Raw genomic sequence first — 18,791 nt, 5'->3', positions numbered from 1 at the left:
CTTTGGCAAGGTTTAAATTAACTTAGTCAATAGACGCTCTATCCTAGTCTGAAGCTCCCTAATGCTAAAGGGTTTTGTTACATAATCATCTGCGCCAAGTTTCAATGCATTTGCAATATCATCCTTACTTTTCCTTCCAGTTAGCATTAAAACGGTAAAAAAATCCGCGTTGTTGCTTTGTTTCACTTTTTGCAGCACTTCAATTCCATCCATTATAGGCATTACTCCATCTAGGATTAAAAAATGTGCTACATCTTCTTTGGCCCGATCGGAGTTTAAAAAGGAAGGACCGTCTTCATACACAGCGATATTCAAATCAAAGTGCGGAATTTGAAGCGAATGCAAGGCTTTAGTTAAGACGGTCCGGATAATGATATCATCATCGATAACGGACACATTGAGGGATTTCTTGTAAATACTCGCTTTTTGCACGCTTTCAACTCTTCCGCGACCTGAGCGTTTCGCTTCATATAAAGAAGTGTCAGCTTCTTCAAAAGCCTCCTTAGGCGTAACATTTTCATTTTCAACCGTAAAAACACCCGCAGAGAATGTAACTGAAAATATTTGACCATCCTGGTTGAATTGTTTTGCAGAATAATCCTTGATTAATCCTGTTAATTTGTGTTTAGCTTCTTCATTCGATGTATCAGGGAAAATAATGACAAATTCTTCCCCTCCATACCGGCAGATTAAGTCTGAACTCCTGATATTGCTTTTGATAAATTGGGCAAAATCAGCCAGTACAAGGTCACCCATTGAATGCCCGTATAGATCATTCACTTTTTTAAAGTGATCTAAATCAAGGATACTTAACGAAAAATGGAGTCCCGAACGTTTATAGTCATTAAAATAGCGTGGAAGCGTGTCTTCCAGGAATCTTCGGTTATATACCTGTGTCAACTCATCAATAAGGACCGATTGATCAAAGATTTTCTTCCGGTGAATATGCCTTTCCATCTTGACAATAAACTCCTCGATATCAATCGGCTTACCAATAAAATCATCCGCCCCCATCTTGAATGCTTTTATGCGAGAATGTTTATCGTTCTGAATGCTGATCATGATCTTCGGTATGAAATATTTCTCGTTATGCAGGTGAATTTCCTGAAGGATTTGAAAACCATCCTTGGCAGGTAATTGAATATCAAGGATAAGGCAATCCGGCTGCATTTCAAAATATTGATTTGTCGCTTTTACAGGATCAGCATTCGTTATTACCATCCACCCTTTATCCTCTAAAAGATCTTTCAATAAAATCAACATGGAAATATCATCATCAATGATTTGGATGAGCGGAGCGTGTGAAGCGCGGACAGGCTTTCCCTTTATTTCAACTTCATCAAAATGCTCATATTCGTATGTAAGTTCTATGAGTTCAAAAAGGAAATTCCTAAGGTCAGATCGATTCCAGACCATCTCACCATCTTCATCAATTCCATCTAATAGCCGTTCTGTAATTGCCATAAGTCCACATAATTCCAGCGTTCCAGCCGTCCCTTTGATTGAATGCAGAAAACGGAATATCTCTTGAGCCGGAATAGTCTGTGCTTCATCCAGTTCTAGCCAGTCAGAAAGTTTGTTTTTTATATTTCCAAATAAGCTATTTTTGTATTTTTCCATATTTACAAGATTCACTTGTTATCACTTGACCCTTTCTTGCCAGTTATCTTATTTCCAACAGTTTCGAACATGACCTTTTGACTATAAAGTCACATCCACTTACCTTTAATTAGGTCTAAAGTATAATCTTTCAGGAATATTTTACATTATAACGGTTTGTCTAGAAATAGAATATTTCCATTTTACACAACTTATTTAACATATGTCATAAAGTTTACTTATTTAGCCTGCTAAGCTTCTGCTCCGATAATTTCATACTCAGGTATTTCGGTGATATAATTTATTGATTAACTGAAAGGAAAAAGAAAACATTCATGACAAAAAAATTATATTATACGTCCACCAAGACTTCCGAATGGGATACCAAAATCCGGGAGTCCGTTGAAGAAAATGGCTTTTACTACATTACTCTTGAAGAAACCGCTTTTTATCCAGAAGGGGGCGGCCAGCCTTCAGATACTGGCAAAATAGAAGGAATCACTGTTCTGGATATTATAAAAAGCAATGATGGGAAGATCCTTCATAAGACTGAGAGACGGCCAAGTTCAGAGATAGTTCACTGTGAGCTTGATTGGCCCCGCCGCTTCGATCATATGCAGCAGCATAGCGGCCAGCATTTACTCTCTGCAGTCTGTGTCGAACTGTTTGATTCGAAAACGGTCAGCTTTCATCTTGGAAAGGAATATTTAACGATCGATATAACGCCCGAATTTAAATGGACTGAAGTACATACAGCGGCAGTTGAAAAGCAGGTTAATCAATATATCATTGAGAATCGCGAAATACATGCATATTACGTGACAGAAGAGCAATTGCAGGCACTTCCTGTCGTCAAAATGCCTACTGTGTCCGAAAATATCCGTATAGTTGAAATAGAAGGGATTGAGTATAACCCTTGCGGCGGAACCCATGTAGAGCGAACCGGTGAGATAGGCTTAATAAAGATTTTCAAAACGGAGAAGCAGAAAGAATATACCCGCCTCTATTTTAAGTGCGGCTTCAGGGCATTGAACGATTTTTCCGAAAGTCTTGGTATTCTTTCAGCCTTATCGAATAAATTCAATACCGGACGTACAGATATACTGAATAGGGTGGAGAAACTGGAAAATGACTACAAGCAGCTGCTATCGGTAAATGAAAACTTAAAACTTGAAAATGCAAAGTTCCTTGCTGACTCCCTGCTTGCAGAAAGTGAAAGGGGATTCATCTTTCATATTTTCGAAGATAGCTCAATGAAAGAATTGCTATACCTTTCAGGCACGATTGTAAAAAAGGAAAAGGTAATCGTATTATTAGCATCACGTAATGAGCAAAAGGTGGTTCTTTCGCACAGCGGGTCCTTCCCCTTACATTGCGGAAAATATTTTAAAGCTGAACTCAGTTCGTATAATGGGAAAGGCGGAGGGAACGAACAGACTGCACAAGCAGGTTTTTCATCACAAGATGACCTACTGGCATTTTACCAATATACAATTGAAAGATTAGGCCAATATTCAAGTGAATAAAACCTCTGCAATATGGTCGATGCCCATTCGTGAAAAACACAGAATTTATTTTTTTCAGAATTAGAAGAGAGAGGACAAATTGTGCCCTCTCTCTTTTTTATACTTCTATCTTCAATTTCCGTAACCCTTGTTCTTCAATATGAAAATGATATTTTTCTTCGAGATCCATGATACGTTTAAAGGCTTCCTCCTGATTATATTCATGGTTTTGCGATTCCTCGGCAAACTCTTTTCTTGCCAGATGATAGGCAAGCTTATCCCTGAATACTCCTTCTTCATACTCATCTATGACTTCATGAAGTTGATCCTCCAATTCCCTGCTTAAATCATATATTTCGTATTCCTTCAAAAACTGGACTCCTTCTATGCCGAAATCTTTGGCAAAGGAATTGAGATACTGTTCAACCTCACTGAATTCTTTATTATTTTCAGTATCGGAAGCAATCCAATATCCGTACTGAACCATTTTGAATAATGTTTCAAACTGTTTCTTGGTAAAATTGATTTTCATTGTCCATTAACCCCTTTTCCGGTTTCCTTACACCAAAAAGAATAAACCGCAATGGAACAAAAGTCCAATGCAGTTTATTCTCAATCCAATATTTCGGTTACAGAAAAATAAGCAGCTTTTTCCGTATCTATGACATAATGGCAATCGCCTTTAACCAAATTATAATAACGGTGCTTTTGAATATTTGAAATCATTTGAGTTGAGTCATCTCCTTCTACCTCATGCTCTATTTCTTTGCCTCCCGGAAAATAAAAACCAACTTTCAATTTCATCTTTTTCATCCTTCCCTTCATCTGATTGAATCTCTCTTTTATTTCTTATCCTTTATCATGAAGTTATAAACATAAATTAAATGCTTATTCACTTTTTCCATGATATTCTAGAAAAAAATACTAAAATCAGAAGGTGTTTTTAATGAAAATCAGGAGAGCCATAGAAGAAGATGTAAATGGAATAGCAAATGTACATATAAACAGCTGGCAAACGACTTATAAAGGCATCCTCCCCGATCAATACTTGTCTTCCTTGAATCTGGAAGCAAGAAGAAAAAACTGGTTAAGAAATTTAAAGATGCTGCATAATGCAACTTTTGTTGCGGAAAATGCCCATGGGGAAATCATCGGTTTCGCTGCGGGTGGACCTGAACAAACGAATGATCCGCATATTCAAGGTGAAGTATATGCAATCTATATTTTAAAGGAATATCAACGACAAGGATTTGGCCGACAAATGATAAATGCGGTCATACATGAACTCATTAGAATGGAACATAAGAATTTAATAATCTGGGCATTAAAGGATAATCCTTCATGCGGTTTTTACAAGGCACTCGGCGGTCAAGTCAAAGCTGAAAAAACCGTTAAAATGGCTGGCATCGAGCTCATCGAAGTCGGTTTTGAATGGGAAGATATTAAGGATATCCTTTTGCATTTGTGAGCATAACCCAGAGGATGGTTACATTCCATCCTCCATCTCTCATGTCTCAATTAAGAAAGCATTTTTCTCATTACCTAAAAAATAAAGCCGGTGCAATGGTCTTGTCATTGTTACGTATAGCAGTTTAATATCAAGCTCATTTTCGCGGCAATACGCTTCTTCCAGGGATATTGCAAATACGACATCGAATTCCAGACCTTTTGCTTGATATGAAGGAACAATTAACGTTTTATCTTTAGGAATGTTTCCCGCTTCACCTATTAAATGAAAGCTTTGATGGAATGCACTTAGTTTCTCGTTTGCCAGTTTGCAATCTTTCATCGTTTTGGCAATAACGGCAAACGTTTTGAATCCTTCTCCTTTAAGGCTTTCAATAAGTTCGATCAGCTCTTCTTCCCAACCTTTCTTTTCAATGGAAATGAACTCTGGATCCCTGCCATGACGGACTACAGGTTCAACTTCCGGGAAATCGTAGGTTAACAGCTGAAGAATCCTGTTAGCTTGTTTCATTATTTCAACAGTGGTTCTGTAGCTTTTTTGTAATTCAGTGTAGGTCGCCCGCGGGAAAATACGATGGTGGACCTCATCCCATGTTTGTACCCCCCGGTATGAATGGATGCCTTGTGCAAGGTCACCTACAAGTGTGAACATATCCGTATCCACTGCTGTTTTGAGTGCCTGTAACTGCATGAAACTATAATCCTGAGCTTCATCAATGACGACATTTTTTGCTTTGTTTTCTTTGTCGACACCAAAAAGCCGCTCCTGAAGATATAATAAAGCACCTAAGTCCTCCATCTCATAACTTTTATCAGAAAATAATTTATGATTATACTCACATAAAGCACTTGCATCTTCAAAAGTAAGTTTACCATTACTGTACGAAACCAACCGCTCCGGATCTTGGTATAATTCCTGATAGTAATGTAGAAGATCTTTATTTTTGAATTGCTTAAAATAGCCTTTTACAGAAGAACGGATCGCTTTTTGGATCTGTCCGATTCTTTCCTCTTTTTTATCGAGGCATTTTGTAACAAATTCCTTGCGTATGTCTGGATTTATATTCTTATTGAGTGCCTTCTCAATTTTAGCCTCATAAAAATCAAGAACACGATCAAGCATTATTTTCTTTTTCAATTTAACTTCATTTTGTAAAATGCCCTTCAGTTTGTCCAGCCTGCCGTATAACGGTAAATACCAATAATCCTCTTCCAATAATCTAATGAACTTCTTAGCGGAATAGAGGCGATATTTATCACAATAAAAATCTGCATCCGGATGAAACCCCCTGAAAATATCCTTTACATATTCGTCCAAAATATATTTAAATGCAGGGGAGCCCTTTAGACCTGATATCCAGACAGCGGACTTTATTTCTTCATCATCCTTTTCCAGCATTCGAGTTAGTTTATCATCCGCCACAAGCTTCACTTGCTTTCCTATCGCTGCCTGCACATATTCGGAAAATGTGAATTGTTTTACTTTTTCAACACCTAATTCAGGTAATGCTTCAGATATGTAATCAATGAACACCCGGCTCGGGGCTAGAATCATTAATTGTCGCGGATCGAACAAGTCTTTATAGTGGTAAATGAAATAAGAGATCCTATGTAAAGCAATTGTCGTTTTACCACTGCCCGCTGCGCCTTGAACAATGATGGGTTTATTCAAATCTGCCCGAATGATTTTATTTTGTTCTTCCTGGATCGTTGTAATGATATCTGTCAACCGATTGCTGGAACTTTTAGAGAGGGATTCCTGCAACAATTCATCCGTTGTTGTTAAATCAATGTCCCTCACCTCTTCCAAGATACCTTCTTCAATCATTAATTGTCTCTTTAAGGTGATGTTCCCGCTAAATGTTTCCCCTTCCGCCTCATATTCAATTTCACCAATCCGTCCCTCATAGTAGAGGTTTGCAATCGGTGAACGCCAATCTACGATGATCTGTTCCTGGCTTTCCCTCTGATAAAGGGACGTTTTTCCGAAATAAAGTGCTTCCCCTTTATCACCATCATTCCTTTCAAAATCCACTCTTGCAAAGTAGGGCTTTTTACTTGCTTTACGTAAACTTTCAAGTTCAGTTTTGGACATTTCAAAAAAGTTGGCTGTCGTCAACAATTGAGAATATAAGCCGGATTCAGACCAATCGGCATCACCAAAAGCTTCTTGCATATTCCGCTGAAATTGATCTTTGCTTGTTTCTGATGTTTTGATGACTACATCTATATAACGTTTGGTAAAATCCAGCCGCTGCCGTTCCAGTTCAAAATCAGGGTGACTTCCCAATAAAACCCCTCTCCCTTCCTCGTTTAATTATCAAACTTATAAAAATGCCGATGCTAAGGCGAAATGGACATTTATACTATCAGAAAACCCAATGGTTGACAAATCTGAACAAATAGAATTATATAGTTGAAATTAACTTTTCAGAAAATACGAAAGAGACATATATAATTATTACATCTTTAAAAATGTCATTTCCATTCTTGAATTAGGAAGTTTATCTTTATTTCATCCTATGGATATCACTTTTGCCGATGTAATGATATTAATGGCTATTATTCTATTCTCGTTATTCATTATGATATGCAGTGTATTTATTGGATATCAAAAAGATGTCAAACCCATCAATCAGGCGAACCCTTATCGTGCATTTAGGTTTAATACATAATGGGCCGAGCCGGCCGATCATGATTTTCAAGGAATGACCTTTACCATGTAATTAAAAAACACTTTTGCCTATTAGGGAAAGTGCCAGTTTGTAGACAAAAGGGGTTCGGAATGTTTTAATTCCGGACCCCTTTTGAAATCCCCTTTGAATTTTGCTCAAGATTAAGAGATTGTGCCTCTATGAGCCCCCTATATTAAGCCATTCTTGGACTTTGCCATGTCCAATTGGCCATCTTCTTTACATTCATGGCAGCTAAAGTAAGCATCGCCTGCATCGACAATTTTTTAAGTCCCCTTAAAGTAGTCCAACGCATACCATGCTTTTCTTTTGCATCTGCGAATACACGCTCTCTATTTTTTCTTTACGTTTCGCATATATAGGTTTTACATCCTTGTGATGACACAGATGATCTGCTTCTTCCATATAATTTTGCCAGATATGGCGTGTCACCACTTTTTGATGGTCTTTGCTTTCTGTACACTTTGATAAAAATGAGCATGTCGCACGTGTTTTTGGGTGAATTGTACTCTCGATAGCCCTCTTTATTTGTTGTTGAGTACTTTAAAATCTCGCCCGTAAAGTAATCATTTCAAGTTGATCTCGCTGAATAGAATGATGTTTCGAAAGCATCGTCATCACCTCAAGTTTTTATACTCCTATTTTAAAACAAAAAAGACTGTAGGCAAAAGCGGTTATATCTAATTGTTAAAACAAAGTTGATTGGAACGGAAGGTGTGAGACTCCTGCGGGGAAAGCGCGTCCAAGGGAGACCCCACAGGCTGAAAGCCGAGGGCGGACCGCCCGCGGAAAGCGAGTGCCTGGAGTGGAAATCAACGTTCGAATTTTACAAGCCAAAAAAAAATGTAGACAAACTCGATTTTCATCGAGTTTGTCTACATTCTGACACGTTCCCCTAATAGGGGAACGTGCTCGGTTAGACCTTTCTTCCACAAATGTCATCAATTCTTAACATAAATAACGCTAATTTAATGTTTCATTGGAAACTCACATTATATACTTAAATTACAATTAAATAATTTTCTTACGAAAGTGGGTACTGTCATGGAAATAAATGAGAGACAACCAATGCTATCCCCTAAATTAATCCATGAACTTGAAATTTTATCATCTAAAACAAATATGTCTATCCCTGAATTATTAGAAATATCTGTAGTATCACTGTTAGAAAAGGTGAATAATACCCAAGAAATGAATGTTGGACTTAATAATAAGGAAATGATTTTAAGAAATAAAATCATCATTAATCAAAATAGAGAAGTTCTGAATAACCAAAGCACTTGACCATATAGGTTAAGTGCTTTTTTGTACTTTTACATTTACAATGTATGAACAACACCCGATTACTCCGCTGACATATGTACTTAATGATCGTATTCATGACCTGATGTTTAAAATCAGCATTAAGCCTTTTAATATGGTTATTTTCATTTATTTATTCCTATATCTATAAACACCTTAACTGCCATTATGTTAAATTAATTAGATATTCTAACGTGGTTTCCAATGTAATATTTACTCCTTATTATGTAATTCCTCACCAATACAATCAGTAAATTCCCCTTCATTTGCCCTGTTTATATTTGATGAAAATACACCTAGAGTTCATTCAAGGATTTTCCATGAAAAATTATATCCGTTTGAATTTGTATTTTCGCATAAAAAAAAGCAGCTATTAAACTGCTCATCCATTAATCATGGTTTATTTGATGTCACGTATGTACCAGCTATGAAATCATGTATGGACCTATGATCTTTTCTTAAGCCAACCATGAATGCACTGACAATATACCCTATCCCTAATGTAACGGCATAAACTAAAGTAGCAACAAAATGCCTCATTAGCATTGTGCCTATGCCTAATTTTTTACCGTCCACCCTTACTATACGTATACCCATTATCCTTTTACCCACTGTATAGCCATACCATAGTATCGGGACAATCAACAAGTAAAGAAAGTGTACAAACGTTGAAAAGTTTTCGTTTTCCCAATCACCAGTAATCAACCCGAAAATTATCGCTACTGGTATAGATACTATTAAGAAATCCAAAAATCCTGCTAAAAAACGTTTCCAAAACCCTACTGAATCGCTCATATATGACCCTCCTGTTGTATTAGTTACAGTTACCTTTATTACCAATTATAAGGTTAATGTGTAATGAGTCTTTATGCTCATAATTTTCTTCAGCAAAAAAATACAACTTTCATTACAGTCGATAATTGTTCTTCAAAATTAAACTACTGAGTAATTTTTGCTTATAAACGTTTGTTTTTGCTAATCTAACTTTAATTTTCCTACGAAATAAGATACAATTTAACGAACGGCATTTAATAAATTAATGGACATAAACTGCTGTTTGTGTGAATCAGCGTAAAACTAGTGCAACAAAGTGTTGGAAACGTTGAAACAAAAGATTTTGGAGGAATGTAAATAAATGATTACTGTAAATAATGTTGGTTTACGCTATGGCGATCGTAAACTGTTTGAAGATGTTAATATAAAATTCACGCCTGGTAACTGCTACGGACTGATTGGTGCAAATGGGGCAGGTAAATCGACGTTCTTAAAAATCCTTTCCGGTGAAATTGAAGCACAATCCGGCGATGTCCATATGGGGCCTGGCGAACGCCTTGCTGTTCTAAAACAAGATCACTTCGCTTTTGAAGAAGAAGAAGTCCTTAAAGTTGTCATTATGGGACATGAAAGATTATACGAAGTCATGCAAGAAAAAGATGCCATCTATATGAAGGAAAACTTCACGGACGAAGACGGAATGAAAGCCGCCGAACTTGAAGGTGAATTTGCCGAATTAAACGGCTGGGAAGCTGAACCTGAAGCTTCCATCCTTTTAAAGGGCCTTGGCATAGCAGAAGACCTGCATACAAAGAAAATGGCCGAATTGAACGGTGGAGACAAAGTTAAAGTATTGCTTGCCCAGGCACTATTCGGTAAACCGGATGTTCTTTTACTGGATGAGCCTACCAACCACTTGGACTTAAAAGCGATCAAATGGCTGGAAGAGTTCTTAATCAACTTCGAAAACACTGTTATCGTAGTTTCCCATGACCGGTACTTCCTTAACAAAGTTTGTACACATATCGCGGATCTCGATTTCGGTAAAATCAAAGTTTATATCGGTAACTATGACTTCTGGTATGAATCAAGCCAGCTTGCCCTTAAACTGACTCAAGATGCCAATAAGAAAAAAGAAGAAAAAATCAAAGAGCTTCAAAATTTCATCGCCCGTTTCAGTGCCAATGCATCCAAATCGAGCCAGGCAACATCCCGTAAGAAATTATTGGACAAAATCAGCTTGGATGACATACAGCCTTCTTCGCGCCGCTATCCATATGTCGGCTTTACACCTGAGCGTGAAATCGGGAACGACCTGCTTCGTGTAGATGGAATCTCGAAAACGATCGATGGCATAAAAATATTGGATAACGTCAGCTTCACGATGAATAAAGGAGACAAGATTGCATTTGTCGGTAAAGATGAGATTGCTAAAACAACCATGTTCAAAATCTTGGCAGGTGAAATTGAACCGGATAGCGGCTCATTCAAATGGGGCGTTACGACCTCACAGGCATATTTCCCTAAGGATAATGCAGAATTCTTTGAAGGTGTCGATTTAACATTAGTCGATTGGCTCCGTCAATATTCTCCTAATGACCAGAGTGAGAGCTTCCTGCGCGGTTTCTTGGGCAGAATGTTATTCTCTGGTGATGAAGTCACCAAAAAGGCAAGTGTCCTTTCTGGGGGCGAAAAAGTCCGCTGTATGCTTTCTAAAATGATGTTAAGCGGTTCGAACGTCCTAATGCTTGATGAACCTACTAACCATTTAGACTTAGAGTCGATTACGGCGCTGAACAACGGTTTGATCAGCTTTAAAGGATCGATGATCTTCTCCTCTCATGATCATCAGTTCATCCAAACTGTAGCGAACCGAATCATTGAGCTTACACCAAAAGGTACAATCGATAAGCAAATTAGTTATGATGAGTACCTTGAAAATGGCGAATTGCAAAAGCAAGTAGCTGAAATGTACAAGTAATACTTTTATGAAAGCACATCCTTATTGGATGTGCTTTCATACTGTAGACAAACTCGATGAAAATCGAGTTTGTCTACAGTTTTTTATGGCTTGGCCGTTGATTTCCACTTCAGGCACTCGCTCCAATCAACTTTGTTTTAACAATTAAATATAACCGCTTTGATTTGACCCAATAAAGTTAGACATATAGTTTAAGCAGCTTCTAAGACCTGAGTTCGATATTCAATCGGACTCAGGTCATTTAATTTTACCTTCATTCTTTTGTGGTTATAGTAATGAATATAATCATCTAATTCCTTTTCGAAGTGCTCTATACTTTCAAACTCTTAGAGATAAAGCCATTCGAATTTTAACAAGCCAAAGAAGTTTTCCATGACTGCGTATCTAAACAAATTCGGTAACAAGCCATATCTGGCAAAATTATATGGAAGAAGCAGATGCAAAAGAAAAGCATGGTATGCCTTGGACTACTTTAAGGGGACTAAAAAATTGTCGATGCAGGCGATGCTTATTTTCGCTGCCATGAATGTAAAGAAGATGGCCCAATTGGACATGGAAGGTTCAAGAATGTCTTAATATAGTGGATTCGTAGAGGCACAATTTCTTAATCTTGAGCAAAATTCAAAGGGAATTTCAAAAGGGGTTTGGAATGTTTTAATTCCGAACCCTTTTGTCTACAAACTGAGCACATCCTTATTGGATGTGCTTTCTTCGTTTGCGATTATTCCTACAAGCATTCGTTTCCAGCCTTTAATGCATTAAAGGTATAAAAAACAGTCTGCAATAAATATATAATGATATTCCACGAAATATAACACTGAATAATTTCATGGATAACAAGGTATATTGGTAAGAAAGGAGTGAATTAGAATTGGATGGTCATTCAGTGAAAAATATCTTTGAGGATACAGGATACCTTTTTTTATATGATAAATTCAGTTATCAATTTTATGTATCCGGATTGTTCGACTTAGTGGGTCAAGAAAATATAATTTCTGATTTTTTAAACTCTTATGCCTTTGACGAAAAGAATTCACTCTTTTTTGATGACTTTTCCTTTTACTTTAATTGTTTTCATTATTCGCATCAAAAGCAGAAGATGTTGAATTTCCTTAGAACCGAGTATGATGATCATATTTGTTGAATAAAAAAAGGTAAGAGCGGCCTATTCCTCTTACCTCAGACTGTAAACAACTCGATTTCCGCGAACGGTTCGGAAACCTCGGCTCCTTAGCGACTGCAGGGTTCCCTTGGACACGCTTTTAAGCAGGAGTCTCGCACCCTTACGTACCAATGACTTTGGTTTAAACATGTAGATGGAACCCCTGCCTGCAGTCTTTTTTGTTTTTTTAATAGAAGAAGTAAACTTGAGGTGATAAGGATGCTTTCTTTCCACATATGTTAGAGCCAGTGCAAAAAAAATCAAGATCGTGTAAACCGTGGAAAGACCGGATAAGTTTATCAAGGAAGAAACCAAGGTTGTTAAAAATTACAACTGCTCCGCCTAACCGCGGAAAGGCGTCTCAAATCCAATAAAATTAAAAAAGGTTTCGGAAGGGAAACCATTCCGAAACCTTTTTGGTAAGAAGCGTTCTATAAGCTCTTACCTAGCTTATTTCGCTCCCTGCTGCTCTTCCTTGCCTGCTGCAATATTCGCTTCAACATTCTCTTGATTCATGGTGGATAAAGGTAAATTGCGCTTCCCTGAGAAATTTTCAAGCAAGTCTTTGACATCAATGCCCGAAGATGCCTTTAATGACTCCTGCAATGTTGCCATTAAATTCGTTGCATACCCGGTCACTTTATTAGCTCCGCCATTCGCACCGCTTCCACCTGTGTCAACAACAGTAATTTTGTCGATATTACTAAGAGGGCTTGCCACTTGTTTAGCATACTCAGGCAGCATTTTCAAAATCATATCCATTACGGCTGCTTGACCAAACTGTTCAAAAGCCTCAGCAATCTTTTGCTTGGCCTCGGCCTCTGCTACCCCTTTTAAGCGAATGATTTCCGCATCTGTCGTACCTTGTGCCCTTTGTGCGTCCGCTTTAGCAAGACCGTCCATTCGAACACGTTCCGCTTCCGCTTTGGCCATGGCTTCAATTTTATACTTATCGGCATCCGCTTCTGTAATCTGTTTCATCTTGTTAGCGGAAGCTGCCTGCTCTACCGCATAACGATCGGCATCCGCCTTTTTCTTCACTTCTGAATCATATTGCTTTTCACGGCGGAGGATTTCTTTTTCCTCTAACTCAATCTGCTTCTGCCGTTCGATAATCCTAATTTGCATTTCCTGTTCTGTTACATCCTGCTTAGATCTGGCCGTTTCAAGATCGTAAGCTTGGTCAGCCCGTGCTTTGGCAATATCCTGCTCACGCCGGAATTCCGCAACCTTTAGCTTGTTGATTTTTTCGGCTTCGGCTATTTCAGTTGCCCTCTCAAGTTCGGCTCGTTGGGCTTCCTTCGAAGCTTCGGCTCGCTTGATTCGCGTTTCTTTCTCTGCATCGGCGGTAGCTATATCCGCATCCCTCTTCACTTGTGCAATCCTTGGCTTACCTAGCGATTCAAGATATCCATTTTTATCCCGAACATCTTTAATTGTGAACGATACGATAATGAGTCCCATTTTAGCCAAATCCTGCGAAGCTACCCTCTGTACTTCCTGGGAAAACTTTTCACGGTTTTTATAAATTTCCTCGACTGTCATCGAACCCAGGATGGAACGAAGATGTCCCTCTAAAACTTCCCGCGCTTCCTGTTCACGGTCATCTTTTGATTTACCAAGGAATTGCTCTGCCGCAGTGGCAATATCAGTGATTGAACCACCAATTTTTATAATTGATACACCATCAGCCATGACCGGAACACCCTGCTCTGTGTACACTTCGGGAGTAGAGACCTCAAGTTTGCTTGACAGCAAGCTCAATGGCTCTGCTTGCTGGAACACCGGCAAAACGAAAGCACCTCCACCGCGGACGATTTTAATTTTATTTCCTGATTCGTCGATGTGGACATTCTTGCTGCCCAAGTAACTTCCAGTCACTATCAAGGCCTCATCAGGACCAGCAGTACGGTATTTCGTAACAAACACAGCAATAAGTGCGATTAATAAAAATGCAACAATGGCGACAACAATCCAAATTAAACTAAACATAAATGACCTCCTACCTTTTATTCATTCTCATGGGGCATGACATAGACAACCCCATTTTTAACTTCGATGATCAAGACTTTTGTATCCGAAACAATTCCTTCATTATTATAACTGGCCGCAGTTTTCGCGATGCTCCCGCTGATGCTTTCGATTAAGACTTCCCCAAACCCATCAACCGGGACTGATGTCAGAACCCTGCCAACCCTGCCCCTCAGGTCATTGTCATGAAACGTTAAGCTTTCCTCCGCCGATGAGATGGGAATCAACACAAATACATTCAATAGGGTGACAATTGTAAATGAAATGAGAACAGAAATGCCTGCACTGATTCCACTATTAAGTCCTGTAAGCGATTCAAGCAAAAACCCGCTTGCAAAAAATACGGTCAAAAAACTAAAAATGAGGGTTGGATTAAATATATCCGGTAATTCCAGGCCAGAAAATATATCATTAAACAAGATAAATAGGAATGTTAGCCCCCCGAATATAATTAATCCATATAAATAGACTGTTTCTAATGGAACTCCAAATAACTCCATCTCTTTCATCCTTTTAATTCGATTTTTCTTTCCGCTTACTACTATTAAGACCTAGAATAAGCGTTTTAACTCCTTTTGAAAGAAATATGGCAATAATCCCCCCCATTTACTTCACTTACCATTAATACGATTGACGTTACAGAAAGTTTCATTTTTTTCCAAGTTTTACGAAACTGCAACAACTAGGACTTTATTAAAATAAAAATCATAATATCATTGACAGTGTTTACTTATCATATTAAAATTCTTTATATGTTAACTCATTTTATAACTAGGTTTACAATAGGAGGAAGCACGATGAGGGAAAGTCACGAAAAATTAAGAATGATGATGGTTACAGCCTTATTTGCAGCACTTATTGGGATCCTTGCCCAAATTACAATCCCTCTGCCGTTAGTACCGATTACAGGACAAACTCTAGCTATTGGTCTGGCAGCCACTATACTAGGTTCACGTTATGGAACCTCTTCGGTTTTATTATACTTGTTCATAGGAGCTGCAGGAGTACCAGTGTTCGCTGAAATGTCTGGAGGACTAGCGAAGATATTCGGTCCGACTGGCGGTTATTTATTATCCTATATCCCGACAGCTTATCTTACCGGGCTGATTTTGGAAAAAACACGTTTCTCAGTTGCAATGGCTTTCCTTGCAAATATTATCGGGATGATCATAACATTGATCATCGGTACGATTTGGTTAAAATATATGAGCTCATTATCATGGACAGTTGCATTTGCCAGCGGTTTTGCCCCATTTATAATCGTGGGCATTTTAAAGGCATTCCTTGCATCTTGGCTTGGCATTACAATCCGATCAAGGTTAGCATCAGCTAATATGCTGCCCAAAAAAAATGCACCACTTTCCCAATAATGGGTAAATGAGAAAAGGGTACCGCAAGCGGTACCCTTTTCTTCATTATTCAAAATTCCAGAACACTACAAAAAAAAGACTCTTAAAAAAGAATCTTTTTTGCAAGTATTTATTGCGGTCCTATCCCCATAAGTCCGAATATGAATAGCAAATGTATGTTATCCCCTTTGCTAACCGTAATCATTTTACTATAGGAACAGTAATTTGACAACTATTGAAGGCACATATGAACATGCGGAATATGAAAACGTATTTTAGTTACTTATTATTCACTTTATATTCTTTTTTTGTACCATCTTCGTAAACGACCTCTAAATCAAATTCTTGATAGTCATCCTTCAAATTAAAAGCTTTTGTCACTTCTTGAATGACTTCCTCATCTGTTGAATCTTTGGTGAATGTCAATTTTTCTAGAATCGGGGTCAATTCTTTCATTGCTTCATCACCGTGAACTTCGTGTTTGTTAAGTTTATCCTCAATCGAAGCTTCTGTTTGAGCTCCCATGGTATCATATTCAGCTTCGTATTCGTTATCATTGCCGGTATAATCCACTTCTAATTGAAAATCCTTATATGTGAAAGGCAGTTTTTCATTATTATCCGTGCCTGTTTCAGGATTATTTTCCGCTTGATTTTCATTTTCCTGAACCGGTGGGTTTTTCACTTCATCATTTTCTTCGCCGCATCCAGCCAAAACAAGCATAGTGGCAAACGGCACTATATTTTGATTGATCTTCTCATTAGTTTTTTCCTCCTTTAGTCTGTTTACCTTAATTATTTCCTTATAGGAGTCATTTAAAACCTCAACCAATCTCTCAGATACATCAAATCGCCCAAGTGATCATAGTGGTAGGATATAAAACAATACCGCAAAAAAGTGTGTGGCAGTTCCCCCAAGCACGAATACATGCCAAACCGCGTGATGGAACGGAAAACCGCGCCAAACATAAAAGATGGCTCCAAACGTATAAAGCAATCCCCCAGCAATCAGTAACTGGATACCAGCTGAAGGCATCGTTGCTGTAAGTGGTCCCCAAACGATAACGATCATCCACCCCATGGCAATATAAAGAATCGTCGAAAGGAAGAGGAACTTTTTCACATAGAAAGCTTTAAAGACGACGCCAATGATTGCAACTCCCCAAATGATACCTAGCAGTGTCCAGCCTAGTGACCCTTTGATCACAAGAAGCATGATGGGCGTGTATGTTCCAGCAATGAATATATATATGGCTGAATGATCAAAGATTTCAAATATATCCTTTGTTTTACCTTCTGGAAAACTATGCACTAACGTGGAAGAGACGTATAAAAGAAGCATGGAAACACCATATATGACTGAAATGACAACATTTAAAGGCGATCCTGTCTGGGCTGAGAATATGATTAAAAACACAAGTGCCGCAATACTTAACAAAACCCCGACACCGTGGGTTATCGCATTGACTACTTCTTCTTTTTTTGTATAAACATGTGTATTGGCCATGTTACAGCTCCTTAATACCGGATAATTTTTTAGTATTCCCCTAAAGTATACATCAGATCTTCCAATCAATATAGAAAAGTGAATATTAGCTTGATATCCTCCACTAATTAGATTATCATCTAATTAGATAACAATCTAATTACAGAGGGGGATAAAAGTGCAATTAGAAAAATTGGTCGCTTTCCATAAAACGATTGGTGATGTGACCAGGATTAGGATTATATCCATTCTGGCAAACGGTCCAAAACACGGACAGGCTCTTGCGGGAATATTAAAATTGACTGCCCCGACAATTTCACACCATTTAACGAAATTGAAGGAAATTAATTTAGTGAAGGATCGGAGGGAAAAAAATACGGTATATTATTTTTTGAATGAAGATGTCCTAGAGCATTATTCTTCAGCATTGCCTAAAATCGTTTCAAATAAGGGGGACTCCAATAAAGTGGATAAACAAAAGCTGATTTTAGAGCATAAAAAGATCCTTGAAAACTTTTTTACACCAGATGGTCGACTAAAAACCATACCAGCACAAAGAAAGAAGAAAATGATCGTTCTTTATCATATTGCAGGTCTTTTGGAAAAGGGACGTAAATATTCAGAAAAAGAACTGAATGAATTCATCCAGTCATTCCATGATGATTACGCAACGATAAGACGTGAACTCATTATCGGAAGCATCATGTACCGGGAAAACAGTATTTATGAACTGAATCCCCGCGAGATGTGGGCTGAAATTGTTTAAGGGTTAGTTTTATGCATGAAAAACCGGCCTCCCTTAGTTGGTGAGACCGGTTCTTGAAATGTAGTTTATATGGCAAAATGATGGCCGCCGATGATTTTGATTACCTCCAATTGTTTCATCCATTCGCTGTCCGAAATACTGGGATTCCAAAAATACAAGGCATCATTTGTGTAGCCATGAATAGCCAATGCTTCATTGACAGCCTTCTTGGCATCATCTCCGGCTGCTTTGTTTATACTGCCATCAGCAACGGGCGAGAATTGGTTTTTTTGATATATCACTTCCCGGACCGTATCAGGGAATTCTTTGCTATCAAGGCGATTCAAAACTACTCCTGCCACCTCGACCTTTCCTCTGTAAGGCTCCCCTTTGGCTTCTGCATGCACAAGCCTTGCTAATAATTCTTTATCATTTTCATTCATTGCATGTGGAATAACCAATGTTTTACCAGGTTCGGCAACATTATTTACATTATTATTGACTTCTTTTAACTTTTTGATTGGGACACCATACTGCTTCGCAATATCCCATATCGATTCACCTTGTTTAATGACATGTTTGGTTGCTCCATCAGAAGCTATACTGGTCGCTCCCTTAGGAATAGCTATCCCAAGTACGATGACACTTAGAGTCATTATCACGGTTATTAATACTGATAATTTCATCTTGTAACCTCC

Annotated in this window: 16 protein-coding genes and 3 pseudogenes; 7 read left to right on the top strand and 12 right to left on the bottom strand. The window is 38.2% G+C overall.

Annotated elements, in window-relative coordinates; all coding sequences use genetic code 11:
* Positions 1-12 precede the first annotated feature (12 nt).
* On the bottom strand, positions 13-1,635 hold the full coding sequence (locus tag ACQKKK_RS09720; RefSeq protein ID WP_427615903.1) for a diguanylate cyclase: 1,623 nt from the start codon (positions 1,633-1,635) through the stop codon (positions 13-15).
* 299 nt (positions 1,636-1,934) lie between these two features.
* On the opposite strand from ACQKKK_RS09720, the gene ACQKKK_RS09715 reads away from it, so the two are divergent.
* Entirely contained in the window at positions 1,935-3,125 is a 1,191-nt protein-coding gene (locus ACQKKK_RS09715; protein ID WP_427615902.1) for a hydrolase, read from the top strand.
* 97 nt (positions 3,126-3,222) lie between these two features.
* Here ACQKKK_RS09715 and ACQKKK_RS09710 read toward each other — a convergent pair whose 3' ends face one another.
* Both ACQKKK_RS09710 and ACQKKK_RS09705 read right to left on the bottom strand, forming a co-directional pair.
* Positions 3,223-3,636: a hypothetical protein gene (locus tag ACQKKK_RS09710; protein ID WP_427615901.1), complete on the bottom strand. Its 414-nt coding sequence runs from the start codon at positions 3,634-3,636 to the stop codon at positions 3,223-3,225.
* Positions 3,637-3,716: 80 nt separating this feature from the next.
* On the bottom strand, positions 3,717-3,908 hold the full coding sequence (locus ACQKKK_RS09705; protein ID WP_427615899.1) for a hypothetical protein: 192 nt from the start codon (positions 3,906-3,908) through the stop codon (positions 3,717-3,719).
* Between the two features lie 142 nt (positions 3,909-4,050).
* Here ACQKKK_RS09705 and ACQKKK_RS09700 point away from each other — a divergent pair, with 142 nt between their 5' ends.
* Positions 4,051-4,572, top strand: coding sequence for an N-acetyltransferase family protein (locus ACQKKK_RS09700; RefSeq protein WP_427615897.1), 522 nt, complete (start codon positions 4,051-4,053; stop codon positions 4,570-4,572).
* Between the two features lie 39 nt (positions 4,573-4,611).
* On the opposite strand, the gene ACQKKK_RS09695 is transcribed toward ACQKKK_RS09700, so the two are convergent.
* Together ACQKKK_RS09695 and ACQKKK_RS09690 are read right to left on the bottom strand one after the other, a co-directional pair.
* Positions 4,612-6,861 carry a HelD family protein gene (locus ACQKKK_RS09695; RefSeq protein ID WP_427615895.1) on the bottom strand — a complete coding sequence of 750 codons (2,250 nt, stop codon included), beginning with the start codon at positions 6,859-6,861 and terminating at the stop codon, positions 4,612-4,614.
* Positions 6,862-7,439: 578 nt separating this feature from the next.
* A pseudogene (locus tag ACQKKK_RS09690) lies at positions 7,440-7,820 on the bottom strand (transposase); the annotation flags it as partial.
* A 488-nt stretch (positions 7,821-8,308) separates the two neighbouring features.
* Here ACQKKK_RS09690 and ACQKKK_RS09685 point away from each other — a divergent pair.
* A complete protein-coding gene (locus tag ACQKKK_RS09685; protein ID WP_427615894.1) occupies positions 8,309-8,548 on the top strand; it encodes a hypothetical protein in 240 nt (79 codons plus the stop codon).
* A 411-nt stretch (positions 8,549-8,959) separates the two neighbouring features.
* On the opposite strand, the gene ACQKKK_RS09680 is transcribed toward ACQKKK_RS09685, so the two are convergent.
* A complete protein-coding gene (locus tag ACQKKK_RS09680; RefSeq protein ID WP_427615893.1) occupies positions 8,960-9,361 on the bottom strand; it encodes an RDD family protein in 402 nt (133 codons plus the stop codon).
* 340 nt (positions 9,362-9,701) lie between these two features.
* Between ACQKKK_RS09680 and ACQKKK_RS09675 the strand changes: the two genes are divergently transcribed.
* Positions 9,702-11,321, top strand: a complete 1,620-nt coding sequence (locus ACQKKK_RS09675) for an ABC-F family ATP-binding cassette domain-containing protein (protein ID WP_427615892.1) — start codon at positions 9,702-9,704, stop codon at positions 11,319-11,321.
* A gap of 191 nt (positions 11,322-11,512) precedes the next feature.
* Here ACQKKK_RS09675 and ACQKKK_RS09670 read toward each other — a convergent pair.
* Positions 11,513-11,701, bottom strand: a pseudogene (locus tag ACQKKK_RS09670) (IS3 family transposase); the annotation flags it as partial.
* Positions 11,702-11,709: 8 nt separating this feature from the next.
* Between ACQKKK_RS09670 and ACQKKK_RS09665 the strand changes: the two are divergent.
* Positions 11,710-11,913, top strand: a pseudogene (locus tag ACQKKK_RS09665) (transposase); the annotation flags it as partial.
* A 1,020-nt stretch (positions 11,914-12,933) separates the two neighbouring features.
* Here the strand turns inward: ACQKKK_RS09665 and ACQKKK_RS09660 are convergent.
* Together ACQKKK_RS09660 and ACQKKK_RS09655 are read right to left on the bottom strand one after the other, a co-directional pair.
* Entirely contained in the window at positions 12,934-14,475 is a 1,542-nt protein-coding gene (locus ACQKKK_RS09660; protein WP_427615890.1) for an SPFH domain-containing protein, read from the bottom strand.
* A gap of 17 nt (positions 14,476-14,492) precedes the next feature.
* Positions 14,493-15,014 carry a hypothetical protein gene (locus tag ACQKKK_RS09655; protein WP_427615889.1) on the bottom strand — a complete coding sequence of 174 codons (522 nt, stop codon included), beginning with the start codon at positions 15,012-15,014 and terminating at the stop codon, positions 14,493-14,495.
* Between the two features lie 297 nt (positions 15,015-15,311).
* Between ACQKKK_RS09655 and ACQKKK_RS09650 the strand changes: the two genes are divergently transcribed.
* The gene (locus tag ACQKKK_RS09650) at positions 15,312-15,884 is read left to right on the top strand and encodes a biotin transporter BioY (RefSeq protein ID WP_427615887.1); all 573 of its coding nucleotides are present in this window, start codon (positions 15,312-15,314) and stop codon (positions 15,882-15,884) included.
* Between the two features lie 258 nt (positions 15,885-16,142).
* Here the strand turns inward: ACQKKK_RS09650 and ACQKKK_RS09645 are convergent, their stop codons facing one another.
* Both ACQKKK_RS09645 and trhA read right to left on the bottom strand, forming a co-directional pair.
* Positions 16,143-16,694, bottom strand: coding sequence for a YusW family protein (locus ACQKKK_RS09645; protein WP_427615886.1), 552 nt, complete (start codon positions 16,692-16,694; stop codon positions 16,143-16,145).
* Between the two features lie 30 nt (positions 16,695-16,724).
* Entirely contained in the window at positions 16,725-17,369 is a 645-nt protein-coding gene (gene trhA, locus ACQKKK_RS09640; protein ID WP_427615885.1) for a PAQR family membrane homeostasis protein TrhA, read from the bottom strand.
* A 157-nt stretch (positions 17,370-17,526) separates the two neighbouring features.
* Between trhA and ACQKKK_RS09635 the strand changes: the two genes are divergently transcribed.
* Positions 17,527-18,114, top strand: a complete 588-nt coding sequence (locus ACQKKK_RS09635; protein ID WP_427615884.1) for a metalloregulator ArsR/SmtB family transcription factor — start codon at positions 17,527-17,529, stop codon at positions 18,112-18,114.
* A 65-nt stretch (positions 18,115-18,179) separates the two neighbouring features.
* Here ACQKKK_RS09635 and ACQKKK_RS09630 read toward each other — a convergent pair whose 3' ends face one another.
* Entirely contained in the window at positions 18,180-18,779 is a 600-nt protein-coding gene (locus tag ACQKKK_RS09630) for a cell wall hydrolase (protein ID WP_427615883.1), read from the bottom strand.
* Between the last annotated feature and the right edge of the window lie 12 nt (positions 18,780-18,791).

This window comes from Peribacillus sp. NPDC006672, from assembly GCF_050274955.1.
Lineage (GTDB): Bacteria > Bacillota > Bacilli > Bacillales > DSM-1321 > Peribacillus.
Note: the sequence above shows the minus strand (reverse complement) of the source record. Positions and strands in the feature narration are given on the sequence as shown.

Coding starts and splice junctions, on each gene's coding strand:
- ACQKKK_RS09715 (WP_427615902.1), top strand. CDS start 1,935: ATGACAAAAAAATTATATTATACGTCCACCAAGACTTCCGAATGGGAT.
- ACQKKK_RS09710 (WP_427615901.1), bottom strand. CDS start 3,636: ATGAAAATCAATTTTACCAAGAAACAGTTTGAAACATTATTCAAAATG.
- ACQKKK_RS09705 (WP_427615899.1), bottom strand. CDS start 3,908: ATGAAATTGAAAGTTGGTTTTTATTTTCCGGGAGGCAAAGAAATAGAG.
- ACQKKK_RS09700 (WP_427615897.1), top strand. CDS start 4,051: ATGAAAATCAGGAGAGCCATAGAAGAAGATGTAAATGGAATAGCAAAT.
- ACQKKK_RS09685 (WP_427615894.1), top strand. CDS start 8,309: ATGGAAATAAATGAGAGACAACCAATGCTATCCCCTAAATTAATCCAT.
- ACQKKK_RS09680 (WP_427615893.1), bottom strand. CDS start 9,361: ATGAGCGATTCAGTAGGGTTTTGGAAACGTTTTTTAGCAGGATTTTTG.
- ACQKKK_RS09675 (WP_427615892.1), top strand. CDS start 9,702: ATGATTACTGTAAATAATGTTGGTTTACGCTATGGCGATCGTAAACTG.
- ACQKKK_RS09660 (WP_427615890.1), bottom strand. CDS start 14,475: ATGTTTAGTTTAATTTGGATTGTTGTCGCCATTGTTGCATTTTTATTA.
- ACQKKK_RS09655 (WP_427615889.1), bottom strand. CDS start 15,014: ATGGAGTTATTTGGAGTTCCATTAGAAACAGTCTATTTATATGGATTA.
- ACQKKK_RS09650 (WP_427615887.1), top strand. CDS start 15,312: ATGAGGGAAAGTCACGAAAAATTAAGAATGATGATGGTTACAGCCTTA.
- trhA (WP_427615885.1), bottom strand. CDS start 17,369: ATGGCCAATACACATGTTTATACAAAAAAAGAAGAAGTAGTCAATGCG.
- ACQKKK_RS09630 (WP_427615883.1), bottom strand. CDS start 18,779: ATGAAATTATCAGTATTAATAACCGTGATAATGACTCTAAGTGTCATC.